At 42.3% G+C, this 22,401-nt stretch carries 18 protein-coding genes; 13 read left to right on the top strand and 5 right to left on the bottom strand.

Features of this window, described 5'->3' with window-relative positions; translation table 11 throughout:
• Both TY87_RS15200 and TY87_RS15195 read left to right on the top strand, forming a co-directional pair.
• Positions 1-1,971, top strand: coding sequence for a beta-galactosidase (locus tag TY87_RS15200; protein ID WP_100187717.1), 1,971 nt, complete (start codon positions 1-3; stop codon positions 1,969-1,971).
• A 115-nt stretch (positions 1,972-2,086) separates the two neighbouring features.
• Positions 2,087-3,310 (top strand): ABC transporter substrate-binding protein, encoded by a 1,224-nt coding sequence (locus TY87_RS15195; protein ID WP_100187716.1) that lies wholly within the window; start codon positions 2,087-2,089, stop codon positions 3,308-3,310.
• Positions 3,311-3,419: 109 nt separating this feature from the next.
• On the opposite strand, the gene TY87_RS15190 is transcribed toward TY87_RS15195, so the two are convergent.
• From TY87_RS15190 to TY87_RS15180, 3 genes are read right to left on the bottom strand one after another with little or no spacing between them, the layout of a single operon-like run.
• On the bottom strand, positions 3,420-4,316 hold the full coding sequence (locus tag TY87_RS15190) for a metal ABC transporter solute-binding protein, Zn/Mn family (RefSeq protein WP_100187715.1): 897 nt from the start codon (positions 4,314-4,316) through the stop codon (positions 3,420-3,422).
• Complete coding sequence (locus TY87_RS15185) at positions 4,313-5,203, bottom strand: metal ABC transporter permease (RefSeq protein WP_100187714.1); 891 nt, start codon at positions 5,201-5,203, stop codon at positions 4,313-4,315. Before TY87_RS15185 ends, TY87_RS15190 begins: the two co-directional genes overlap by 4 nt.
• Entirely contained in the window at positions 5,200-5,949 is a 750-nt protein-coding gene (locus TY87_RS15180) for a metal ABC transporter ATP-binding protein (protein ID WP_100187743.1), read from the bottom strand. Before TY87_RS15180 ends, TY87_RS15185 begins: the two co-directional genes overlap by 4 nt.
• A gap of 309 nt (positions 5,950-6,258) precedes the next feature.
• Between TY87_RS15180 and TY87_RS15175 the strand changes: the two genes are divergently transcribed.
• The 7 genes from TY87_RS15175 to TY87_RS15145 all read left to right on the top strand — a co-directional run bounded on the left by TY87_RS15175 (position 6,259) and on the right by TY87_RS15145 (position 16,173).
• Positions 6,259-7,815: an ABC transporter substrate-binding protein gene (locus TY87_RS15175; protein WP_100187713.1), complete on the top strand. Its 1,557-nt coding sequence runs from the start codon at positions 6,259-6,261 to the stop codon at positions 7,813-7,815.
• Positions 7,815-8,750, top strand: a complete 936-nt coding sequence (locus TY87_RS15170) for an ABC transporter permease (RefSeq protein ID WP_100187712.1) — start codon at positions 7,815-7,817, stop codon at positions 8,748-8,750. Before TY87_RS15175 ends, TY87_RS15170 begins: the two co-directional genes overlap by 1 nt.
• A complete protein-coding gene (locus tag TY87_RS15165; protein WP_100187711.1) occupies positions 8,747-9,529 on the top strand; it encodes an ABC transporter permease in 783 nt (260 codons plus the stop codon). Before TY87_RS15170 ends, TY87_RS15165 begins: the two co-directional genes overlap by 4 nt.
• Positions 9,526-10,914, top strand: coding sequence for an ABC transporter ATP-binding protein (locus TY87_RS15160; RefSeq protein WP_100187710.1), 1,389 nt, complete (start codon positions 9,526-9,528; stop codon positions 10,912-10,914). Before TY87_RS15165 ends, TY87_RS15160 begins: the two co-directional genes overlap by 4 nt.
• Before the next feature lie 183 nt (positions 10,915-11,097).
• Positions 11,098-11,349, top strand: a complete 252-nt coding sequence (locus TY87_RS15155; RefSeq protein ID WP_232617152.1) for a hypothetical protein — start codon at positions 11,098-11,100, stop codon at positions 11,347-11,349.
• A 121-nt stretch (positions 11,350-11,470) separates the two neighbouring features.
• Positions 11,471-15,247 (top strand): response regulator, encoded by a 3,777-nt coding sequence (locus tag TY87_RS15150; protein WP_100187708.1) that lies wholly within the window; start codon positions 11,471-11,473, stop codon positions 15,245-15,247.
• On the top strand, positions 15,247-16,173 hold the full coding sequence (locus TY87_RS15145) for a GGDEF domain-containing response regulator (protein ID WP_100187707.1): 927 nt from the start codon (positions 15,247-15,249) through the stop codon (positions 16,171-16,173). The genes TY87_RS15150 and TY87_RS15145 overlap by 1 nt, the downstream gene beginning before the upstream one ends.
• Before the next feature lie 110 nt (positions 16,174-16,283).
• Here the strand turns inward: TY87_RS15145 and leuA are convergent, their stop codons facing one another.
• Positions 16,284-17,972, bottom strand: coding sequence for a 2-isopropylmalate synthase (gene leuA / locus TY87_RS15140; protein WP_100187706.1), 1,689 nt, complete (start codon positions 17,970-17,972; stop codon positions 16,284-16,286).
• Positions 17,973-18,166: 194 nt separating this feature from the next.
• Between leuA and TY87_RS15135 the strand changes: the two genes are divergently transcribed.
• Both TY87_RS15135 and ribA read left to right on the top strand, forming a co-directional pair.
• Complete coding sequence (locus TY87_RS15135) at positions 18,167-18,640, top strand: Lrp/AsnC family transcriptional regulator (RefSeq protein ID WP_100187705.1); 474 nt, start codon at positions 18,167-18,169, stop codon at positions 18,638-18,640.
• Positions 18,641-18,738: 98 nt separating this feature from the next.
• The gene (gene ribA, locus TY87_RS15130; RefSeq protein ID WP_100187704.1) at positions 18,739-19,347 is read left to right on the top strand and encodes a GTP cyclohydrolase II; all 609 of its coding nucleotides are present in this window, start codon (positions 18,739-18,741) and stop codon (positions 19,345-19,347) included.
• A gap of 103 nt (positions 19,348-19,450) precedes the next feature.
• On the opposite strand, the gene TY87_RS15125 is transcribed toward ribA, so the two are convergent.
• On the bottom strand, positions 19,451-20,656 hold the full coding sequence (locus TY87_RS15125) for a DEAD/DEAH box helicase (protein WP_100187703.1): 1,206 nt from the start codon (positions 20,654-20,656) through the stop codon (positions 19,451-19,453).
• Positions 20,657-20,907: 251 nt separating this feature from the next.
• On the opposite strand from TY87_RS15125, the gene TY87_RS15120 reads away from it, so the two are divergent.
• Together TY87_RS15120 and TY87_RS15115 are read left to right on the top strand one after the other, a co-directional pair.
• Entirely contained in the window at positions 20,908-21,468 is a 561-nt protein-coding gene (locus TY87_RS15120; protein ID WP_100187702.1) for a DUF1415 domain-containing protein, read from the top strand.
• Between the two features lie 79 nt (positions 21,469-21,547).
• On the top strand, positions 21,548-22,381 hold the full coding sequence (locus tag TY87_RS15115; RefSeq protein ID WP_072839270.1) for a CvfB family protein: 834 nt from the start codon (positions 21,548-21,550) through the stop codon (positions 22,379-22,381).
• Positions 22,382-22,401: the final 20 nt, after the last annotated feature.

The raw sequence follows: 22,401 nt of genomic DNA, 5'->3' as shown, positions 1-22,401 counted from the left end.
ATGAAATTAGGTGTGTGTTATTACCCAGAACATTGGCCAAAAAGTCGTTGGGTTGAAGATGCTCAACATATGCGACGCATTGGTATTCAGTATGTTCGAGTTGGCGAGTTTAGCTGGAGTACGATTGAGCCAACTCCGGGTGAACTGCATTGGGAGTGGCTGGATGAGTCGCTAGATATTTTGCATTCTGAGGGTTTAAAAGTCATTTTAGGTACGCCAACCGCGACACCACCAAAATGGTTGGTTGATCGTCATCCGTCTATGTTGGCAAAAGATGAAGCGGGGCGAGTACGAGGTTTTGGTTCTCGTCGTCATTATACTTTTGCGAGTTTGGAATATAGAGAAGAATGTCGTCGCATGGTGACCATGATGGCTGAACGCTATGGTCACCATCCAGCGGTGGCTTCCTGGCAGACAGACAATGAATATGGTTGTCATGATACGGTGTTAAGTTATGCCGAAGCTGATCTTGCTGCGTTTCGTCTTTGGTTGGCAGAAAAATACGGCACGGTAGAAGCGTTAAATAAAGCCTGGGGCAACGTGTTCTGGAGTATGGATTATCGCTCTTTCGAAGAAATCGAATTGCCGAATTTAACGGTTACCGAAGCCAATCCTTCTCACCGTTTGGACTTTCAGCGTTGCTGTTCAGATCAGGTGGTTGCTTTCAACAAACTACAAGTGGACATTTTGCGTGAGCATTCTGCTGGCCGTGATTTAGTGCATAACTATATGGGGTTCTTTACGGCATTTGATCACCACAAAGTCGGTCAAGATCTTGATGTGGCGAGCTGGGACAGTTATCCATTGGGGTCTTTAGACAAAGAGCCTCTTTATACTGAAGATGAAAAACATACTTATTTGCGAGTCGGTCATCCGGATGCAGGCGCATTTCATCATGATTTGTATCGCGGCTGCGGTAATGGTCGTTTATGGATTATGGAGCAGCAACCAGGACCTGTGAATTGGGCGCCACACAATCCAACGCCTGCCGATGGTGCGGTACGTTTATGGACGTGGGAAGCTTTTTCCCATGGCGCTGAATTGGTGTCGTATTTCCGCTGGCGTCAGGCGCCATTTGGTCAAGAGCAAATGCATGCTGGCTTGTTACGTCCTGATGCGCAAGAAGCTGAAGCGGCAAAAGAAGCGACCTTGGTGGCGCAAGAAGTGAAAGTCTTGGCTGAATCAATTGGCCTTGATGCAGATGAGTTAATGTCCCTGCCAAGTGCTGGAAAAGTAGCATTGATGTTTGATTATGACGCTTGTTGGTCTTTAGATATTCAGCCTCAGTCGCGTGCTTATCGTTACTTTTTCTGGTGTTACCGCATGTATGAAGCCATGCGCGAACTTGGCTTATCTGTGGACATTGTTCCAAGTAATGCGCCATTAGATATGTATGAATTATTGGTTTTACCTGCTCAAGCGCATATTACCCCTGAGCTGCAGAATCGATTGAATTCCTACCAAGGTGTTTTGCTCGCAGGGCCAAGAACAGGTAGTAAAACAGAAACCTACCAAATACCTGAGAACCTTGCTCCGGGTCCGTTGGCTAGCTTATTACCATTAACAGTAGAGCGTGTAGATGCGTTGCCTGAGCATACTCAGCCAGCTGTTTCTGGCCGTTGGGGCGCAGGTAAATTAAAGCATTGGCATGAACAAATTAAGACGGAATTACCTTGTTTGTTAAAAGATGATGGTGGTAATCCAGTGTTAATGGGAGAAGGCCGTCACTATTATCTTGGCTCTTGTATTGATAATACTCTGTTAAAAGCTAGCTTAGCTAAGTTGTCTGAAGTGGCGGGATTATCGACTTACTATTTGCCAAAAGGCGTTCGAGTGAGAGAACGAGGCAATGTGATTTTTGCATTTAATTACAGCTCAAATACGGTTGTTTTTGAGCCTCAGAATGCAGAACTTGTCATTGGTTCTAAGTGTTTAGGTGCAGCTGATGTTGCCATTTGGAAAAAACAATAAACAGTAAAAGTAGCTATTTAAATGGAACTTTGTTTCGTTTATTGATTAATTTTTTTGTTTGGTCAATACTGAAACTTGGTTCCAATTAATAAAAACAAAAAGAGGGCTTATTTACATGAAAAAAATACAATCCTTATTAGTAGGGGCAATGGCATTAGGTGCAATCTCTATCGCTAATGCTGGTACCTTGGTGATTAATTCTGATCAGGCAGATCCAGCACCAAAGAAAGCGTTCACTGAAATGGTGCAGAAGTTCGAAAGTGAAAACCCTGACATTACAGTAAAATACAACCTTTACGACAAAGAAGGTTATAAAACGGCTATTCGGAATTGGCTTTCTACTACGCCACCAGACATTGTTTTCTGGTATTCAGGCAATCGTATGAAAAGCTTTGTTGACCGTGATTTGTTTGAAGATGTTAGTGATATTTGGCAAAAACTCGGTTTGAAAGAAATTATGCCTGCAGCGACAGCGGCTTCTACATTGAACAATAAGCAATGGGGCATTCCCTACAGTTATTATCAATGGGGTATTTATTACCGTAAAGATATCTTTGACAAGTTAGGTTTGTCTGAACCTAAAACGTGGGACGAATTTCTTGCCGTCAACGCGAAGCTAAAAGCCAATGATGTTACTCCTATTACAATAGGCACCAAGTATTTATGGACTGCAGCGGGTTGGTTTGATTACTTGAATTTGCGTACCAATGGTTTGGATTTTCATATCGATTTGATGGATGGCAAAATTCCTTATACTGATCCTCGCGTTCGTAAAACCTTTGAACATTGGAAAGAGCTTATTGATAAAGGCTACTTCCTAGAAAACCATGCTTCTTATTCATGGCAAGAAGCACAGCCATTTATGTACAACGGCCAAGCAGCCATGTACTTGATTGGTAACTTTATTGTGCCAAACTTTCCTAAAGAACTTGACGGTAAGATGGGCTTCTTCCAATTCCCTATCATTGATCCAGCCATTCCTATTGCCGAAGATGCACCAATGGAAACAGTTCATATTCCAGCAAAAGCAAAAAACAAAGTTGATGCTCGGAAATTCTTGGAATTCATGGCTCGTGCTGATAATCAAACCATGCTAAATGATGTCTTGCTACAGATTCCACCTAATATTAAAGCGAAAGCACCGGATGACTTTTTCTTGAATAAAGGTGTAGCAATGTTGAACAATGCCGCTGGTACCGCTCAGTTTTATGATCGTGATACTGATCCAAGCATGGCTCAAGAAGGCATGAAGGGTTTCCAAGAGTTTATGGTAAAACCAGAGCGTCTTGATGCGATTTTGAAACGTTTAGAAGGTGTCAGAAAACGCGTTTTTAAATAAGCTTTAATTTGTTTTAATGCAGCGAAAAGCCAGTCAACTTTTTGAGGTTACTTCAGAAAGTTGACTGACTTTTTTGTTGCTGGACTTATTTATTGCTTAGCTATTCTGCTTACTTAGTCAGAGCAGAAACAATTTGGTGAGTGTTGTAATTCATCAATTTCAAGTAAGAGGAAGCAGGGCCATTTGTATCAGAAAGAGATTCTGGGTAAAGCTCGCCGCCCGGTTTTGCGCCTGTTGCATTCGCAATTTGTTTAACTAGACGTGCATCATTTGAATTTTCAATGAAGTAGGTTTTGATCTGCTCTTGTTTGATTTGGTCGATAAGGCTGGCGACATCCGCGGCGGTTGCTTCTGTTTCAGTCGACAAACCAAGTGGCGCTAGGAATTTCACCTTGTATTCTTTTGCATAATAACCAAAGGCATCATGGCTGGTTAATACTTGGCGTTTACTAACCGGAATGGTGTCAATTTCAGCGTGGATTTTCTTGTTTAATTGGGTTAGTTGCTGAGTGTATTTTTGAGCATTAGCTTGATAAGTTGACGCGTATTCTGGGTCAATGTTTTCTAGCGTTTTCTCGATATTGTTTACCCATACAATGACGTTTGGAATGCTGTTCCATACGTGTGGATCGGTCACTTCTTCCCCGTCTTCTACGAAGGTATGCGTGTTGATTCCTTCCGATACAACGGTCGTTGGCTTGTCAGAGCCTGACGCTTTGACAATTTTAGTAAACCAAGATTCTAAGCCTTCGCCGCTAATAAAAGTTGCAGAAGCGTTTTTGATGGTTTTTGCATCTTTCGGAGAAGGAGAGAACTCATGAGGATCACCATTGGCTGGAATTAGACTCGTCACATCAACCAAATCACCGCCTACTTGTTTTACTACATCGGCAAGAATACTAAAGCTGGCAACCACAGGAACAGGTTTTTCCGGTGACGCATGAGCAAGGGTTGTGCCCAGCGTTAAAGTGGAAAGTAGCGTTAACGCGAAAGGTATTTTATTCATTGTTGAATCTCCATTGGGGTTGAGTGTGTTTTTTGACGCAAATGCTTATAGAAGATACCAGCAGGGGCGAACAGCAAGGACAAGATATAAAGGCTTGTTGCCGTCAGTATGATGGTCGGTCCACAAGCAAAATTAAGTTGGAATGAAATGATTAGGCCGAGATAGCCAGATAAAGTCGCTGATAAAGTGGCAATGGCGATCATTTTCGGTAAGGTTTTTGCCCATAGTTGAGAGATAACCGCTGGCAACATCATCATGCCAACCGCCATTAAAGTGCCGAGGGTTTGAAATCCTGCGACTAAGTTCAGTACCACCATCAGCAGGAAAATTCCGTGGTAGATAACGCCTTTGCCGCCGACAGAACGTAAAAACCGTGGATCAAAGCATTCCACAACCAAGGGACGATAAATCAAGGTAAGTAGAATTAACGAGAAGCTGGCGATGCCCCCTATGAGATACAGAGCTTCAGCATCGATGGCTAAAATAGAGCCAAATAGCACGTGCAGTAAGTCAATGTTCGAGCCTTTAATGGAAATCAATAAAACGCCTAACGCCAAGGACGCAAGATAAAAACTGGCGAAGGAAGCGTCTTCTTTTAGATTGGTATTGCGACTGACGATGCCGGACAATATGGCCACGGTGAGTCCTGCAACTAAGGCGCCTAAGCCCATTATTGGTAAAGAAAGTGTCCCGGCTATCATAAAACCAATGGCGGCGCCGGGGAGCACAGCGTGGCTCATGGCGTCACCAATTAGGCTCATGCGGCGCAGCATAAGCAATACGCCAATTGGACCAGAGCTTAGACCCAGTGCAACCGATGCAATCAGAGCACGACGCATAAAGCCATAATCCTGAAAAGGTGCAATGGCGAGTTCGTAAAGGATCATGCGGATTCCTTAAATGGAGTAGAGATTTGGCTCTGCGGGTTGTCCCAGTAATGAATTAAGCTTTTTGCCCGTTGTTTGTTTTGTACCGATAGCGCTTGTCGAGTGTCGCCCCAATAAACGGCTTCGCGAGCCAGCAATAAGGTATTTGGAAAGTGTTGTTCTATTTGTTCTAAGTCATGAAGAATGGCAAGAACGGTACGACCCTCTTTGTTCCACTGAAGAATTAAAGCGAGTAGATCGTGGGTTGTTTGTTCGTCCACCGCATTGAACGGTTCATCTAAAATCACCACTCGGGCGTCTTGTAAAAGCAGTCGTGCAAACAAGGCACGCTGAAATTGCCCAGAGGAAAGAGAACCTATTTGACGCTTTTCCATGCCGGCTAAACCCACTTGTCGCAAGGCGTCTTTTGTCTCTTCTAAACAAGCGTTTGATAAGCCACGAAACGCTCCATTTTTTCGCCATGAACCTAAGCTCACTAAGTCTTCAAGATTTAGAGGGAAGTGGCGATCTATCTCAGCGGTTTGAGGAAGATAGGCAATGTCTTGCGGCGTTAGTTTTCCTTGGTTGATGTGGCCATTGGTTAGGGGGAGCTCTCCCATGATGGCTTTCACCAAAGTGGATTTTCCTGCTCCGTTCGCGCCAGCAATCGCCGTTAAGCTGCCGGCTTCAAATTTCCCGGTCAAATGGCAAACGGCATGTACTCTGCCATAGGAAACACACACGTCGTCTAGGATTAATGTGCTCATGGCAAGGCGACCGCCCAGATAATAAGCACCCAAAGGGCGAGAACTAAAAAACTGGTCAATACGAGTCTTTGTAAAGCCGATTGGCTTAATACACTTTTTTTAAGTCTCATGTTCTAAGTCTCATGGTTGTGCCTTTACTCACGATAGAGAAGTCCACGTAAGTGCTTGTTTATAGGGAGGTTGAGGCTTGCTTGAAAATATAGAAATGTTATATCATAACAAAACCGTTTCCAGTAGTATTTCTTATCTCATGGATGTCGCATTGTTGTGAATGTCCTCATTGTTTAAAAATTAAGGATTTAAATTTTTATGAAAACTTTTTTTCAGCCGCTTCGCTGGGCAACGCAATTACTGCTGCTGTCCGCTGTGGTTTCTACTAGTGTGGCGGTGGCGCAACCGACACAATCCAATACCTTGTCCATCAGTGCTGCTTTTGAGTTCACCAGCTTAGATCCATCAAAAAGTGGTTTTGTTTATAGTCGTATGCAGGTCTTAGAAACCTTGGTTGATGTGGATGAAAACGGTTTATTGCTTCCTGCCTTGGCTAAAAGATGGCAGGTGAGTAAGGATGCCAAAACCTGGACATTTGATTTGCGTGATAACGTGCATTTTCACGATGGCAGTTTGATGAACGCCGATGCGGTTGTTAACAGCTTGACCATTGCACAATCTAAACATGGCGCTTTAAAAAATGCCCCAATTGATAGCATTCGTGCCGAAGGGAATAACAAAGTAAAAATTACCCTGTCCCATCCTTACACGTTATTGGGTGCAGTGTTGGCGAACTACGCCAATGGTATTTTGTCTCCGAATGCTTACGGCAAAGACGGCGATGTGCTTGCGTTGTCGGCAACAGGTCCTTATCAGCTATATCAGTTTTCGCCGCCACATAAATTGGTTGTTGAAAAGTTTGATGATTATTGGGGTAAGAAAGCCAGCATTCCTTATGCAAGTTACTTAACAGGTCACCGTGCGGAAAGTCGCGTTTTGCAGGCTCGAAGCGGTCAAGCCGATATTGTGTTTGGTTTGGATCCTGCCAGCTTGCCTTCGTTAAAGCGTTTGCCTAGCTTGGAAGTTCACTCTAATCCTATCCCAAGAACCATAGTGTTGAAGTTAAACAGTGGCCATCCTTTTATGAAGGATGTTAAAGCGCGTAAAGCACTAAGCTTAGCGATCAACCGCCAAGGTATTGCGAAAGGGATTTTACGCATTCCAGGCTCAGAAGCGGACCAACTTTTGCCTGCTTCTATGTCTAACTGGCACTTGAGTAATGTAGCCAGTAAAACGGAAGCTGAGGCGGGAACGCCGGAATCTCTGTTTGCGTCTTTAGGTTGGAAGAAAAACTCAAAAGGCTTACTGGAAAGAGACGGTGAGCAATTTCATTTGACCATCATTACTTACGCGGATAGACCAGAACTGACCACTGTGGCGACGGCGATTCAAGCGCAATGGCAAGCTATTGGTATCGAGACAAAAGTCGAAGTGACCAATTCTAGTGCCATCCCAATGGGTCACCAAGATGGTTCGTTAGAAGTGGCGTTGATTGCGCGTAACTATGGTTTTATTGCCGATCCATTAGGTGTGATGTTGTCTGATTTTGGCTCCAATGGCGGCGGTGATTGGGGGGCAATGAATTGGAATAATGAAAAATTAAGTGCAGGTTTGATGACATTGGAAGAAACGTCTGATCCTGTGACATACAAAAAAATTGCTCAGCGCAGCGCTCAGATTATCTTCGACGAACGCCCAATGATCCCAGTGTCTTCTTATGTTCAGCAGACGTCGGTTAATAAGCGAGTGAAAGGTTTTCATTTTGATCCTTTTGAACGTAGCTACTTTTTGAATGACATGGAGTTCGTAAAATAATGAAGGTAATGCTTTTAAAAAGGGCACTTCAGTTGATTACTGTGGTGTGGGGAGTAGGCACCCTAACTTTTATCTTGATGCGTTCTTTACCTGGAGATATGGCGTATCGAATTGCTGCTAGTCGATACGGTCAGGACAATGTTGACTCTCATGCCGCTGCTTTGGTGCGCGAAGAATTGAAGTTAGATCAAGGGGCTTTAACTGCTTATTGGCATTGGTTGACGGATCTTCTGCAATTCAAATTAGGCGATTCGTTAGTAAGTGGTTTGCCGGTGATGGACACTGTTCAACACATGCTTGGGCATTCGCTGTTGTTGGCTTTTACTGGACTTATGCTGTCTGTAATGATGGCCGTACCATTGGGTTTACTGAGTGCATGGCGCGGTAATCATTTAGATTCTGTGCTGATGGGATTGTCCAGTGTGATTCGTGCTATGCCGGTGTTTGTCTTGGGCGTGTTGTTTATCTTGCTGTTTGCTCTTCATTGGAACTGGTTTCCGGTTGCGGGATTTGGCACGCCAGCGCATTTGGTTTTGCCAGCTATTACCTTGGCGTTGAGCTTAGCGGCGGTATCCAACCGAGTGGTAAGAGATTCAGCTAAGCGAACTTTTCAGGCTGCGTTTTATCAATTTTCTAGAGTGAAGGGGTTATCTGCTTGGCAAACGTTTCGACAGCATGGTGTGCGCAATATTGCGGTGCCAGTTGTAGCGTTTTTCGGCATTCAGTTAGTCAGTATGATCGAAGGGATTGTGATGATTGAGTCGTTATTTTCGTGGCCAGGAATTGGACATGGTTTGGCTCATGCTATTTTTGCTCGTGATATTCCTGTTATCCAAGGTGCGGCTTTGGTGATGGGGATTCTGTTCGTACTGTTGAATACCTTGGTGGATGTTATCTGTTTGTGGATTGATCCAAGAGGAGCGAAAACACTATGAAGATGAATAAATCTCAATGGGTTGGTCTGTCTATTTTATTGGCATTACTGGCGTTCTCGTTATTGGTGGTTGGGTTTTCGCCTTACAGCATTTCTCAACAAGATTTAAATGCCATTATGGAGTCACCTTCTGCGACACACTGGCTTGGTACGGATCATTTTGGTCGAAGTATGCTGACGCGTATGGCCCATGCGGTGGGCTTGTCTTTTGTCTTAAGTGTGTTGTGTGTGCTGACGTCATCTTTCGTCGGTACGGCCTTTGGTGTGTGGGCTGTGTGGGGTGGAAAAAAGGTCGATCATGTCATGGGTGTGATGGTCAATATTTTGCTTGCTTTGCCAGGTTTGGTCGTTGTGTTGTTGTTTGCTGCAATTGCACCAGGCTCTTTTTTGGTCTTGTACTTGGCGATTTCTCTGGTGCAATGGGTGGAATATTTTCGTGTGGTTCGCGCCGTTACTCAAGGCGTGATTCAAAGCCCAGCAAGACAGTCTTCCGAGATGATGGGTTTTGGTCGTTGGTATCAATTTAAGCGTCATATTTGGCCTGCCATTTCCCCTTCGGTTTTCACGTTAGCGGCTTTTGGTGGCGCTAATGCTATTTTGACTATGTCGTCACTTGGCTTCGTTTATGTGGGCATTCAGCCGCCTTTGGCTGAGTTGGGTTTGATGACGGTTGAGTTATTCCCTTATTACAGCGAAGCACCTTGGTTGTTAGCGCAACCTTTGATTGTCATCGCTTTGATGGTATTTTCATTTCATTTATTGGCAGGGAAACGAGCATGAGTGTATTGCTAAAATTAACCAATGTAGCGGTTTATGTGGGCGACACTTGTTTGCTAGAGCCAATTTCTTTGGAATTAAAGCAAGGTGAGCCACTTACCATTTTGGGCCAGACCGGTTCTGGTAAGAGCTTATTAGCCCAAGCAATTATGGGATTATTACCTGAAGAGTTAAGTATCACAGGTCAGATTGATGTTTTTGGCAAATCGATGAGTATTAAAGAACGTCAGGCGCTGTGGGGCAAAGAGTTAGTGATGCTTCCTCAGGAGCCTTGGCACTCCCTTGATCCTTTAATGAAGAGTGTTGATCAGGTAAAAGAGGTGTATCAATTTGTACGTGAGAAGAGTAGCCAAGAGTCTCTTACGATTGCTGAAGATGATTTACGTCATGTTGGCTTGGCAGGTAGCGGACATAAACGACCAGATGAACTGTCTGGCGGTATGGCACAACGCCTTGCGATTACCGCCGCTACAGCAGGTGGTGCGCATGTTATCTTGGCGGATGAACCAACTAAAGGACTGGATGTATCACGTCGTGATGGCATTGTGCAGTTGCTTCAAGCTCGTTCGAATTTGGGCAGCTTACTGACGATTACCCACGACGTAGCAGTTGCTCGTCAGTTGGGTGGTTTGCTATTAGTGATGAAAAAAGGTCGCTTGGTTGAGCAAGGTGAGGCGACTCAAGTACTTGATTATCCAAAAGACGATTATACGCGCGAGTTGATAGCTGCCGATCCTAGTGCTTGGTCTGACATGGCTCCAACGTCTAGACAAGACCGCGCCGAGAGTATTCTTGTTGCAGACAAGCTAACGTTAGAACGAGGTGGACGAGTCTTGTTTGATGGACTGTCTTTTACTATCAAGCAAGGTGAGGTGGTTGGCATTGTCGGTGATAGTGGTTGTGGTAAATCGTCGCTTGGGGATGCCTTGCTGAATCTGTTGTCGATTTCTGCTGGTAGCATTGTTCGTTTGAACCAGGCCGCCAAGCCGCACCAATGGTTAAAACTGTATCAAGATCCGCCGTCGGCGTTTTCGTCAAGTGTGTCTCTCGGTCAGTTACTTGATGATTTGATACTTTTGCACGGTCTTGATAAAGCTCGTATTGCACCGTTAATGGCTCGTTTGAGATTGCCGCAAGGGATTCTCGAGCGTAATTGCCTAGCGGTTTCTGGTGGTGAATTACAACGCTTTGCTATATTGCGGGCCTTGTTATTGGATCCAGTGTTTTTATTCGCTGATGAGCCGACTTCTCGGCTTGATCCAATCACTGCCAAAGAGGTGACGGCCTTATTGGTAGAATTGGCTAGTGAAGCGGGTTGTGCAGTTTTACTTGTTAGTCATGACCCAGCGCTAGTTCGGAAAACCTGCCATCAAATTATAACCTTATAGTATGCAGAAAAAGTGCTAATGACATTGAGTGGAGTATTCTTGGCACTCTTGCTCAATGTTATTAGATTGGATCAGTTCATGATTTAAACATGTAAATGAGTGATTTGAATCCACCTTGAGGTTTCACTTTACCTTAGTCTATGGTCTAATTTTTTCTAACTTAACATCGTATTGGGAAAAATTATGTTGTTCAAAACTTCACTCTCTGTTGCCTTGGTTAGTGTTACCGCTCTTTTCACTTCAACTGGTGCCTTGGCATTTGACGATTATTGCACGCCAAAGTTAGATGCTTACTTGAGCAACGTTCAAAAGACAGTTGATTCTAAATATGTTTCAGAGCGTCAAAAAGACGTTGCACAAAAGGTTTTAGATAAGGTTAAAGCCAGCCGTAATGACACTAAGGATTGTGTATTGATTGATAAGTTACTTCCATAATTTTCTTGGGAGGTTTTGGTTAGCAGATCCCTGGTTTTCTGTTATGTTTTATCAGGCAGGGCAATACATTAATGAGTGTTGTTAAATGCCTTTTAAAATGTGGCGAGTTTAGGGGAAATGGATGGATCAATTAGAGGCTGCTTTAAAGGTGGCCAGATCTCTTTTAGGAATGTCTTGTGCTGGATTGCTTTTTCAAGATGGCACAATTGTTTTTTCTGGTGAAGTCGATAGCCTTCATCAGAAAAATTTTTCAGTCAAGTTATCTCGCTTTAATACTTTTCCTTCCTCTCAATACTCCGATATAAAAAACACACCTTCGGCACATGTTTTGTTTTCTGACTTACCCAATATTGCTAGTTGTATTGTCGAGCCTTTAAGTATTTATGGTGCTCGATTTATTGCCTTAAGCGATACTCCTTGTTTGCTCAATAATGAGTTGTTGGAAGAATATATTGATTCTTTAGTAGGCCTTTTTTCAGCCTTAATGGCCTCATTTTCAACGCAATTATCTTCGTTGTCGTATGTAGATGGAAGCCCCATATCAATTGATGATGGTACAACTGCACAAAAACGAACGTTGAAGACGTTAAAGAACTTGCATGAAGTGACGGCTAATTCAGATTTGTCGTTAGATGAAAAGCTGCAAAAAATTCTAAAAGTTGGTGTGGACCAATTTGCCTTACCTTTTGGGCTTATCAGTTTAATTGATGGTGATCTTTATCAAGTTGAATACAGTCATACGCCAAATGGAGAAGTACTTCCTGGAGCACAGTTTGAATTAGGTAATACTTACTGTGTACATACCCTTAGCAGTGATTTACCGACATCCTATTTTCATACAGCCATCAGCGAGATAAAAGAACATCCCTGTTATCAAAATTTTGGTTTAGAAGCCTATATCGGCATTGTCATTAATGTCGCAGGTAAGCGCTGGGGTACGCTTAATTTTTCCAGTCCAATCCCTAAATGTCAGCCTTTTGGTGAGGACGATTATGAAGTGATGAAATTGCTTGCTCAGTGGGTTGGTAATGAAATGACTCGTTTTCATGATAAAGCCATGCAAACCCAATACGAAAATGAATTGCGCGAGCAAAAGATATTTTTCAAGTCTCTTTTTGATAATGCGCCTGAAGCGATTATTCATGTTGGAGCGAACCGTGAAATTAAGATGCTGAATCCTGCATTTACTGAGCTTTTTGGCTATAGCCTTGATGAGTTATACGGTAAAACAACCCAAGTGCTCTACGCTGAGGAAAGTGAGTTTATAAGGAAGGGCGAATTACATAATGTAGATATGCAAGATGTTTTAAATCGCTATCTTGTTAGTTATAAAAGCAAGCAAGGTAAGGTTTTTCATGCCGAAACGATAGGCAGCATTATTCGAAATGCCGATGATAGTTTGGGTGGATATATCGCGCATATTCGTGATGTGACTGAGCGTTTAGCGGTTGAGCAAAAGATGATAGATACCAACTTGCGATTATCTATCGCTGCTGATGCGGCAGGAATTGGTGTTTGGGAGTTCGATTTACAAGACAGCACTCTACAGTGGGATGATTGGATGTACCGTCTCTATGGTTTTGCTGAGGATGAGCGTACTTCACCACTTCAAGTTTGGGACGATTGTGTTTATACAGAAGATAAAAATAGATTGGCAGAAGTATTTTCTAGTTTAGAAAAGAGTGGTGCGTATTTTACGACTAAAGAAGATGCTTCGCATATTTCTAAAGAATTAGATTTTGATTTCAGAATTAAACGTAAAGACGGGCAGGTACGTTATTTGAAATCTAATGGTGCCATTGTATTTAATAAAAAAGGCCATGCATCACATCTTATTGGTGTGAACATGGACATTACCTCACGAAAAGAAACTGAGGTGCTTTTACGTAATGCGAGTGATCAAGCGGTTGCAGCCAGCAAAGCTAAAAGTGACTTCTTAGCCACCATGAGTCATGAAATTAGAACACCATTGAATGGTGTGTTAGGTATGGCTGAATTGCTTTCAGGTACAAAACTGAACCCAGAGCAAACCACACAGTTAACTGTGCTAAAAGAATCTGGTGAAGGGCTTTTAGGTTTGATAAATGATTTATTGGATTTTTCTAAAATAGAAGCCGGCCATATTTCAATTGAGCGTGTAGATTTTAATCTGGAAAAAGCGATTTATGATGTTATTCGTTTGCTAATGATGAGAGCGGACGAAAAAGGCATTGATTTATTGATTGAATATGATGAGGTTTGCCCTAGATTTTTGGTGGGAGACGTTTTCCGTATTAAACAAATATTAACCAATTTAATCAGTAATGCGATTAAATTTACCAGTATCGGTCATGTATTGGTCTCAGTTAAAGGGATTGTTGACAAGCATGGAATGGTTTCTATCACTATCAGTGTTGCTGATACTGGAGTGGGCATTGCAGATAAGGTTCAGCCGCATTTGTTTACAGCCTTTGTGCAAGCTGATAGTTCAACGACTCGTAAGTTTGGAGGTACAGGCTTGGGGTTGGCGATAACTAAGCAGCTAATAGGCCTGATGAATGGCAATATCTCTTTATCAAGTAAGCTGAACATAGGGTCTACTTTTACCGTGACATTTGCGTTGCCAGAAAGTCATGCAATGTCTTATATTGAAACTGTAGTTGATGAGAATTTATTACTTGGTAAGAAAACCTTAGTTATAGATGATAATGAAACGAATTTAACCATCCTTAAAAACCAGCTCAGGTCCTGTGATATTTATGCGGATGCAGAAATAAGCCCTGTCGATGCTTTATCTCGAATCGAGCAGTCAATTAATGACGGTTCGCCATATCAGATTATTGTTTTAGATTATTTGATGCCTGAGTTAGATGGTTTAATGCTATCTAAGCTCATTCGAGAAGTGAGTGGATCTTTATATCAACCTATCATTTTAATGACGTCTTCAGCAGGGCGTTTATCTCAGGATGAGCTTTCTACCGCTGGCGTTAATATGAGTATTGTTAAACCAATGAGTGCTTTGGCACTAAAGAAAGGCCTAGTTTCTGCACTGTCTTCTAATTTATTAGGTCATCAGCTTTCTTACGTAGAGGTGAATGACGAGGACGAAGTGAAGGATAACCTGAATGGCGAGAAAAAAGGTCTTATTTTGGTTGTAGAAGATATGAAAGCTAATTTAGCCGTGGCGCAGGGTATTCTAACTAGAATGGGCTTTGATGTTATTGCAGCTGAAAACGGTAGAGTTGGTATAGAAATGTGGACATCCCATCAGCCGGATCTAATTTTTATGGACTTGCATATGCCTGTAATGGATGGGCTGTCAGCTATGCGCGCTATTAGGCAGGCTGAAAAAAGCAGTGGTAATCGACGTGTTCCAATGATTGCATTGACTGCTGATATTATGCCAGAAACATTATCAGAAGTATTTCGTGCTGGTGGCGATGGCTTAGTGCCAAAGCCTTTTAAGCAAAAGGAGTTTATAAGTATGCTAGATGAGTGGTTACCAAGTGGTCATCAATCACCGGATGAGGCTTTAAATAAGCATCAGTCTACAAATTCTATTTTTGATGTTAAATCAGATGTTATTATTGATGAATCTGTTTTGAATGAATTAAAAGTATTGTTGGGGAATGATTTTACTTTATTGATTGATGCATTTTTTGATGATGCACAGAACATCATGGTTTCATTTGATAAGATGTTGAGTAAAGAAGATGAAGCCGACTACGCATTAATCTCTCGTCTTGCCCATAGTTTGAAATCTGTTAGTCAAAATGTTGGTGCAATGACCATGTCTTCAATGGCTGCGCAACTTGAGCAAGAAAGCCGTCAGGGTGATGCGCCGGATCTAGAGGCTAAACTGCAAGAGATTCTATCAATGTATCAGAATGTGAAAAATAAACTTCAGGGTATGCTGTAATGCCAATGAAAGTGTTAGTGGTTGATGATACCAACACGGACCGTTTGTTGCTGAAGCTTCACTTGTCAAAGCTAGGTTATAGAACGATAGAAGCCAGTAATGGGCAGGAAGCCATAGAGCTGTTTATGGCTCATTCACAGGATTTGGATCTTATTTTAATGGATGTCCAAATGCCCTATATCAATGGCTTTGATGCCGTTAGATCTATTCGTAAAATACAAGAGCAACAAAATCAAGAGTGGTTGCCAGTTATCTTTTTAAGCGCTAGTGCAGAAGATGATGATATAGAAGGGGCTATTTTAGCCGGCGGCGATGATTATCTTATGAAGCCAATCAGCCAAAAAGTTCTGTCGGCAAAAATGTTGGCTATGCAACGCATTGCAGATATGAGGCGTCGCCTTGTTGATTCAAATCTTGCTCTTGAGCAGTTAGCATCAACCGATCATCTAACTGGTGTTGCTAATCGTCGTTCTTTTGAGCTTATGCTAGACAGAGAGATGTCTTTTACTCGTCGTTATGGTGTACCTATGGCATTAGCCATGTTTGATCTTGATAAATTTAAAGTCGTCAATGATACTTTTGGGCATGATGCTGGGGATGCTGTTTTGGCTGAAGTGTCAAAGCGAATCAAAATAGCCCTAAGAGACAGTGATATTATTGGCCGTTTGGGAGGAGAAGAGTTCGGTATTATTCTACATAATGTTAAAGAAGAAGATGTTTTCAAGGTATTTGATCGTTATCGTAAGATCGTTGCCGAGCATCCGGTGGTGCATGAAGGTGCTGAAATCCCTATTACAGCCAGTATCGGTGTGACTATGTATGCAGGTAAACTAGAAGATAAAGTTGCACTATTGAAACGAGCAGATCAATCATTATATGAAGCGAAAGATACAGGCCGAAATAAAGTGATTTACCATCCACTGTAGTGCTGTGAACAAAACTGAAACTTAGTAGCGCAAAAACCACACATAAAAAAGCCGAAAATCGATTTGATTTTCGGTTTTTTTGTTTCATTCTATCCGCAGAAAATTATTAATTACGCAACAGCGGAATTTTGGTTTGCGGTAATTTTTTGATTCACCGTTGCCAATAAAGCTTGGATGGAAGCAGACACAATATCGTTATCAATGGCGACACCGTTGTAACGGTCACCGTCAATATTAGCTTGAACATAGGCAATGGCTTGTGAGTCGCTGCCGACTGTCAAGGCGTGTTCTTGATATTGGATGATATCAACACGCATATTGAAATGTTTACCTAGAGCTTCGCTGAAAGCAGACAACGCACCATTACCGTTACCGGCAATCTTGACGCCAGAGTTGTTACTAATAAGTTCGGCATGAACTGTATCAACATCGTCTTTTGCAAGATCGTATTTGCCCAACTTGTATGGTGTAGTGCCCGTCATAAAGCTACTTTCAAACAAGTTTCTCATTGATTCGGCATCTACAACGCCGCCATCTTTCTCTGCAAACCGTTGAACGATTGGGCTGAATTCTACTTGCAACCAGCGTGGCAAAGCCAAACCGTATTCTTGTTCAAGAGTATAAGCGACACCGCCTTTACCTGATTGGCTGTTCACACGAATGACTTCTTGATAGCTGCGGCCGACATCGCGAGGGTCGATTGGCAAGTACGCCACATCCCAAGGTTTGTCGTCTGTCTGGTTAGCCAAACATTTCTTAATCGCATCTTGATGAGAGCCAGAGAAGGCGGTGAACACCAATTCGCCTGCGTATGGATGACGCGGGTGAACTTGTAACAAGGTGCAAGCTTGAACAACACTTATGATGCGGTCCATATCGCCCAACGCCAACTCTGGATCAATACCTTGGCTGTAAATGTTCATAGCCATAGTGACTACGTCCATGTTGCCTGTACGCTCGCCGTTACCTAGCAATGTGCCTTCGATACGGTCTGCGCCAGCCATAACGCCTAATTCTGCTGCCGCCACACCACAACCGCGGTCATTGTGCGTGTGTAGACTTACAATCATGCTGTCGCGCTGTTTAACATTGCGGCAGAAGTATTCAATTTGGTCTGCATAACGGTTAGGAGTAGAAACTTCTACGGTTGCAGGCAAGTTGATAATAATTTTGTTGTTTGGAGTTGGTTGCCACACATCGGTAACGGCATTGACAACTTCTATGGCGTAGTCGATTTCTGTGCCAGTAAAGCTTTCTGGTGAGTATTGGAATACCCACTCTGTTTCTGGATGTTTCGCCGCGTGTTCTTTTACGCATTTAGCGCCATTGACCGCGATTTGCTTGATGCCTTCCATGTCCATGCGGAATACTTGCTCACGTTGTGTTGTAGACGTTGAGTTGTAAACGTGAACGATGGCTTTTTTGGCACCTTTTAATGATTCATAAGTACGCTCAATCAATTCTGGGCGCGCTTGAGTCAATACTTGAACGTAAACATCGTCTGGCACTTGGTCTTCTTCAATCAACCAGCGAACAAAGTCAAAATCCAATTGTGAAGCCGCAGGGAAACCGACTTCGATTTCTTTAAAGCCAACATCAACTAGTAGAGCGAAAAATTGTTTCTTTTGTTCCACTGTCATTGGCTCTACCAATGCTTGGTTGCCATCGCGTAGGTCAACGCTAGACCAAATAGGCGCTTTGGTGATTGTTTTGTCAGGCCAAGTACGATTTTCGATGGCGACTGGCTTGAATGGCGTATATTTTTTATGGTCAAAAGCTGTGTGGTCAAAAGATGTCATAATCTTTCCCTTCTTTATGTAATTGAGCTGGTAAGCTCAGATTGTTATTTGGTTCACTTGGTTAAGTGATTTTCTATGTTTCTATCATAACTAATTTTTTTGAGTAAAAGATTGCGTTTTTTAATGGAAATATCAATCTAAATAGCATTATATTGCGTAATGTTTCTTATAATTAGCAGTATGGAGCTATTAATATGGGTTTTGATAAGATTGATTTGAATATTTTGCGAGAATTACAGCAAGATTCTAGCTTAACCAATCAAGAGTTGGCAGATCGTGTTGGGCTTTCTGCATCACCTTGCTTGCGACGAGTAAAGGCATTAGAAGAAAGTGGTGTAATAGATCGTAGTGTCACCTTGTTGAATCAGAGTAAGTTAGGCCTGAAACTTACTGCATTTATCCAGATTAGTATGGATCGTCATACGCCAGATCGCTTTGAGGTATTTGAGAAAACGCTAGAATCTTTTCCTGAGGTAAAATCCTGCAACTTGGTGACGGGGCAATCGGCTGATTATTTGATAGAAGTGGTGGTAGAAGACATGGATCGCTATCAGGAGTTTCTACTGGGAAGATTGACGCGTATTCCTGGTGTGACTGGTGTACATTCGAGCTTCTTGTTGCGCAGAATTATAAATCGAACCTCTTTACCGCTAGATCATTTGATTTAGAGGCTTATTTCCTTATTTAGCATTGATATTTTAGCTTTTGACCAAATTAATGGGCGTTATACTTGTTACAGTAAAAAAGTCCCTAGTAGAGAAGTAGTATGAGTGATTTGACAATTAAGCGTCGAGTGATGATTCCCGTGAGGGCGGGCGACGTGATGGCAGAATTTATTTCCTTCAACGGAGATGATTCTGGCAAAGAACATATAGGGATATTTTTCGAAGGAACAAAAGCAAAAGATGACAACAGCATTCCATTGGTTCGCTTGCATTCAGAATGTTTGACTGGTGATGTCTTTGGTTCTGGCCGTTGTGATTGTGGCGAGCAGCTTGATGAAGCGATTGATCGAATTAATGAAGAAGGTGGTTACATTCTTTATTTACGTCAAGAGGGTCGTGGCATTGGTTTGTACGCAAAACTAGAAGCCTATGCTTTGCAAGACCAAGGTTATGACACTTACCAAGCCAATGAGATGTTGCATCTACCAGACGATGGTCGTGATTTCGGTATTGCCGCAGAAATGTTGCAAGCGCTTGGGGTTTCCAAAGTTCGTTTGTTAACAAATAATCCTGATAAAGCGCAGCAGTTAATAGAGCACGGTATTGATGTTGCGGAATTAGTTCCGACCAAAGTGCATGTGAATCAGCATAACCGTTCCTATTTAGAAACTAAGGCTAAGCGTAAACAGCATACTTTGAAGTTCGACTAAGAGTAATGTACAAATTTTGTACTTTAGATAGAATTGCATAAAGATAGAAACAATAAAGGCGCTAGTGAAGCGCCTTTATTGTTTCTATAGTGCTGAACCAGCCTTATTTTTTACTAGGAGCTGGTTTTTTCTTTTTCTTCTTACTGCTTGGTGAGCGAGCTTTTGTTTTTGCTTCAAGTCCTTCAATGCGACCAAATTTAATGTTGGCTTGCATGAAGCGTTGAATCTTTTCAATCATCGGCAAATCGTTAATATCGATCAACGAAATGCAATCGCCTGGCTCACCTTCGCGTGAAGCACGTCCAGCACGATGGATGTAAGAGTCAGCTTTACGTGGAAGACGAAGGTTGATTACTGTGTTTATTTCTGGAAGGTCGATACCACGTGAGGCGACGTCGGTTGCCACCAATACTTGCAAACGGCCACGCTTCATCTGCTTCATGTGTTCGCTGCGGTCGCCTTGCTTCATTTCGCCGTGCAAACCGTCACACATCAAGCCCATTTTACGGATACGTTGAACCCATATGTCAACATGCTCGCGGTTAGAAACAAACAACACCGCTTGCTGAACGCGCTCTTGCGTTAATAGATGTTGTAGTACGGCTTCTTTGTGCTCTTCGCTGTCTACACGGTAAGCTATTTGGCGAATTTGGCTTGGCACTGTGCGGGACGATTCGCCTAGGCGAATTTGCTGCGTCTCGCTATTTAATAGGGCGCTAGCAAAACGTCCCATTTTTTCGCCTTCTAGCGTTGCAGAGAACATCAAAGTTTGGTGTTCTTTAGGTAGTTCTTTTGCAATGTGGTTAATGGCGCTTACAAAGCCCATGTCTAGCATACGGTCGGCTTCGTCGATAACGAAATAAGACACATCTGTTAGATCAAGCCATTGTTTTTCGTCTAATTCAACCAATCTACCTGGTGTTGCAACCAGAATGTCACATGGTTCACTTAATTGTTGTTGCTGCATCCCATATGGCGTGCCACCAATGATAAGGTGAGATTGAATACGAGTATGCTTTGTTAGCTGTTCTACAACATTGAAAATTTGGCGCGCTAGCTCGCGACTTGGCGCCAAGATCAATACTTTTGGTGCAGTGGTAGATTGCTCATCACGGTCAAGAATATGCTGAATAGCTGGCGCGCAAAAGGCGATGGTTTTCCCTGTACCAGTTGGGGCTGTTGCAAGTAAGTCTGAACCATCTAAGGCGATTGGTATAGCTTGTTCTTGGATTTCTGTTGGGGCTTCAAAGCCAAGATCACTAATGGCTTGTTCTATAGTGAAATCCAAATCTAATTCAGCAAATGACATGTAAACTCTCTGTAGCAGGATAAGTGGTACGACCAACTATGAATGTCATAAATTAACTATGAATGTCATAAATTAACTATGAAAATCATAATGAATTTGGGCGTATGGCCACTATAATGGACTGTATTGTCTGGCATGATACCTTGTTTTATGAGGATTCGAAATCTAAACCTCAGATGATGGCTTGATAAGTTAGACCCTTTGTACGCTTTGCTCTAAAATACTAACAAATATTTATAAGAAGACACGTTATGCTGCTATCAGATGAATTGGTCACCACCCAAACAATGACATGGGTAAAAGAGTTTATTGTGGCGTTAAATGTTTGTCCTTTTGCTAAACGTGAAGTGGAACGAGACAGCGTACGTTGCGTGGTGTTGCGATCCAAAAAGATGGATGTGGCGCTAGAAGAGTTGATGGCAGAGGTTCAGTGGCTGGATGAGCATCCAGAAACAGAAACGACGTTACTGATTTTTCCAACCTTATTTAATGATTTCCATCGTTATTTAGACTTTGTAGAAACCGCTGAAAATCTTATGTTTGATCAAGGTTGCGAAGGGGTTTATCAATTGGCGACTTTTCATCCTGATTATTGTTTTTCAGGTACAGAGCCAGATGATGTATCTAATTACACCAACCGTTCTCCTTATCCGATGCTGCACCTTTTAAGAGAGGCTAGTGTTGATAAGGCGATTGAATTCTATGGTGATACAGCTGAGATACCGAATCAAAATATTGAAAAAATGGAAGAGCTTGGGAAGTCCAAGTTAGATACTATATTTGCTGGTTGTATGAAAGCAGATAATGGTTAACTTGTGACTTAAAAATATCTGTATTGCGCTTATGAATGAAGTGCGTATAGTGCGAAAAAAATTGCTTGCCGGAGAACTCATGGCTACACAAATTGGGCGCTTAAATACATTAAGAGTCGTTAAAGAAAAAGATTTTGGTGTGTATTTAGACGCCGACCAATTAGGCGAAATTTTGCTTCCTAAGCGTTACGTGCCAAAAGGCGTGACGGTAGACGATGAAGTAGAAGTGTTCGTTTATTTGGATTCAGATGATAAATTAATTTCAACCACTGAATTTCCTAAGGCACAAGTTGGAGAATTTGCTGCGTTAACTGCAATAGCAGTAAACCAAGTTGGAGCGTTCTTTGATTGGGGGTTACCTAAAGACTTATTGGTGCCTTTTAGTCAGCAGAAAAACCGTGTAGAGGAAGGTGAAACGCATTTGCTTTTCATCTACCTAGATCAAGCGACAAACCGTATTGTTGCAACCACCAAAGTAGATGCTTTGTTGAACCGCGAAGAAGCACCTTATCGTGTAGGCGATAAGGTTTCTATTATTATCGGCGATAAAACCAATATTGGCTTTAAGTGTGTTATTGATAATCGCTTTTGGGGGGTTCTGTTTTTCGAAGATGCTTTTAGACAGCTTCGTAAGGGTGAAAAAACGGTTGGTTTTATCAAGCAGATGCGTGAAGACGGCAAGATTGATTTGAGCTTGCAAGAAGTTGGTTACAAGAAAGTACGCAATATATTAGATGATATTCTGGATTACTTAGATGCTCATGGTGGTGAGTCTCCATTGACAGACAAGGCATCACCAGAAGCTATTTATGCAGTGTTTAAAGTAAGTAAGGCAACCTATAAAAAAGCATTAGGTGCGCTTTATAAAGAGAAGAAAATTCTGCTTACTAAAGAAAAGATCTCTAAAATTTAGCTTTGATTGATCGATGAAAA

Origin of the sequence: Marinomonas sp. BSi20584 (assembly GCF_002792415.1) — a bacterium.
GTDB classification, from domain to species: domain Bacteria; phylum Pseudomonadota; class Gammaproteobacteria; order Pseudomonadales; family Marinomonadaceae; genus Marinomonas; species Marinomonas polaris.
The sequence above is the reverse complement of the archived record's forward strand: the minus strand, read 5'-3'. Positions and strand labels throughout refer to the sequence as shown.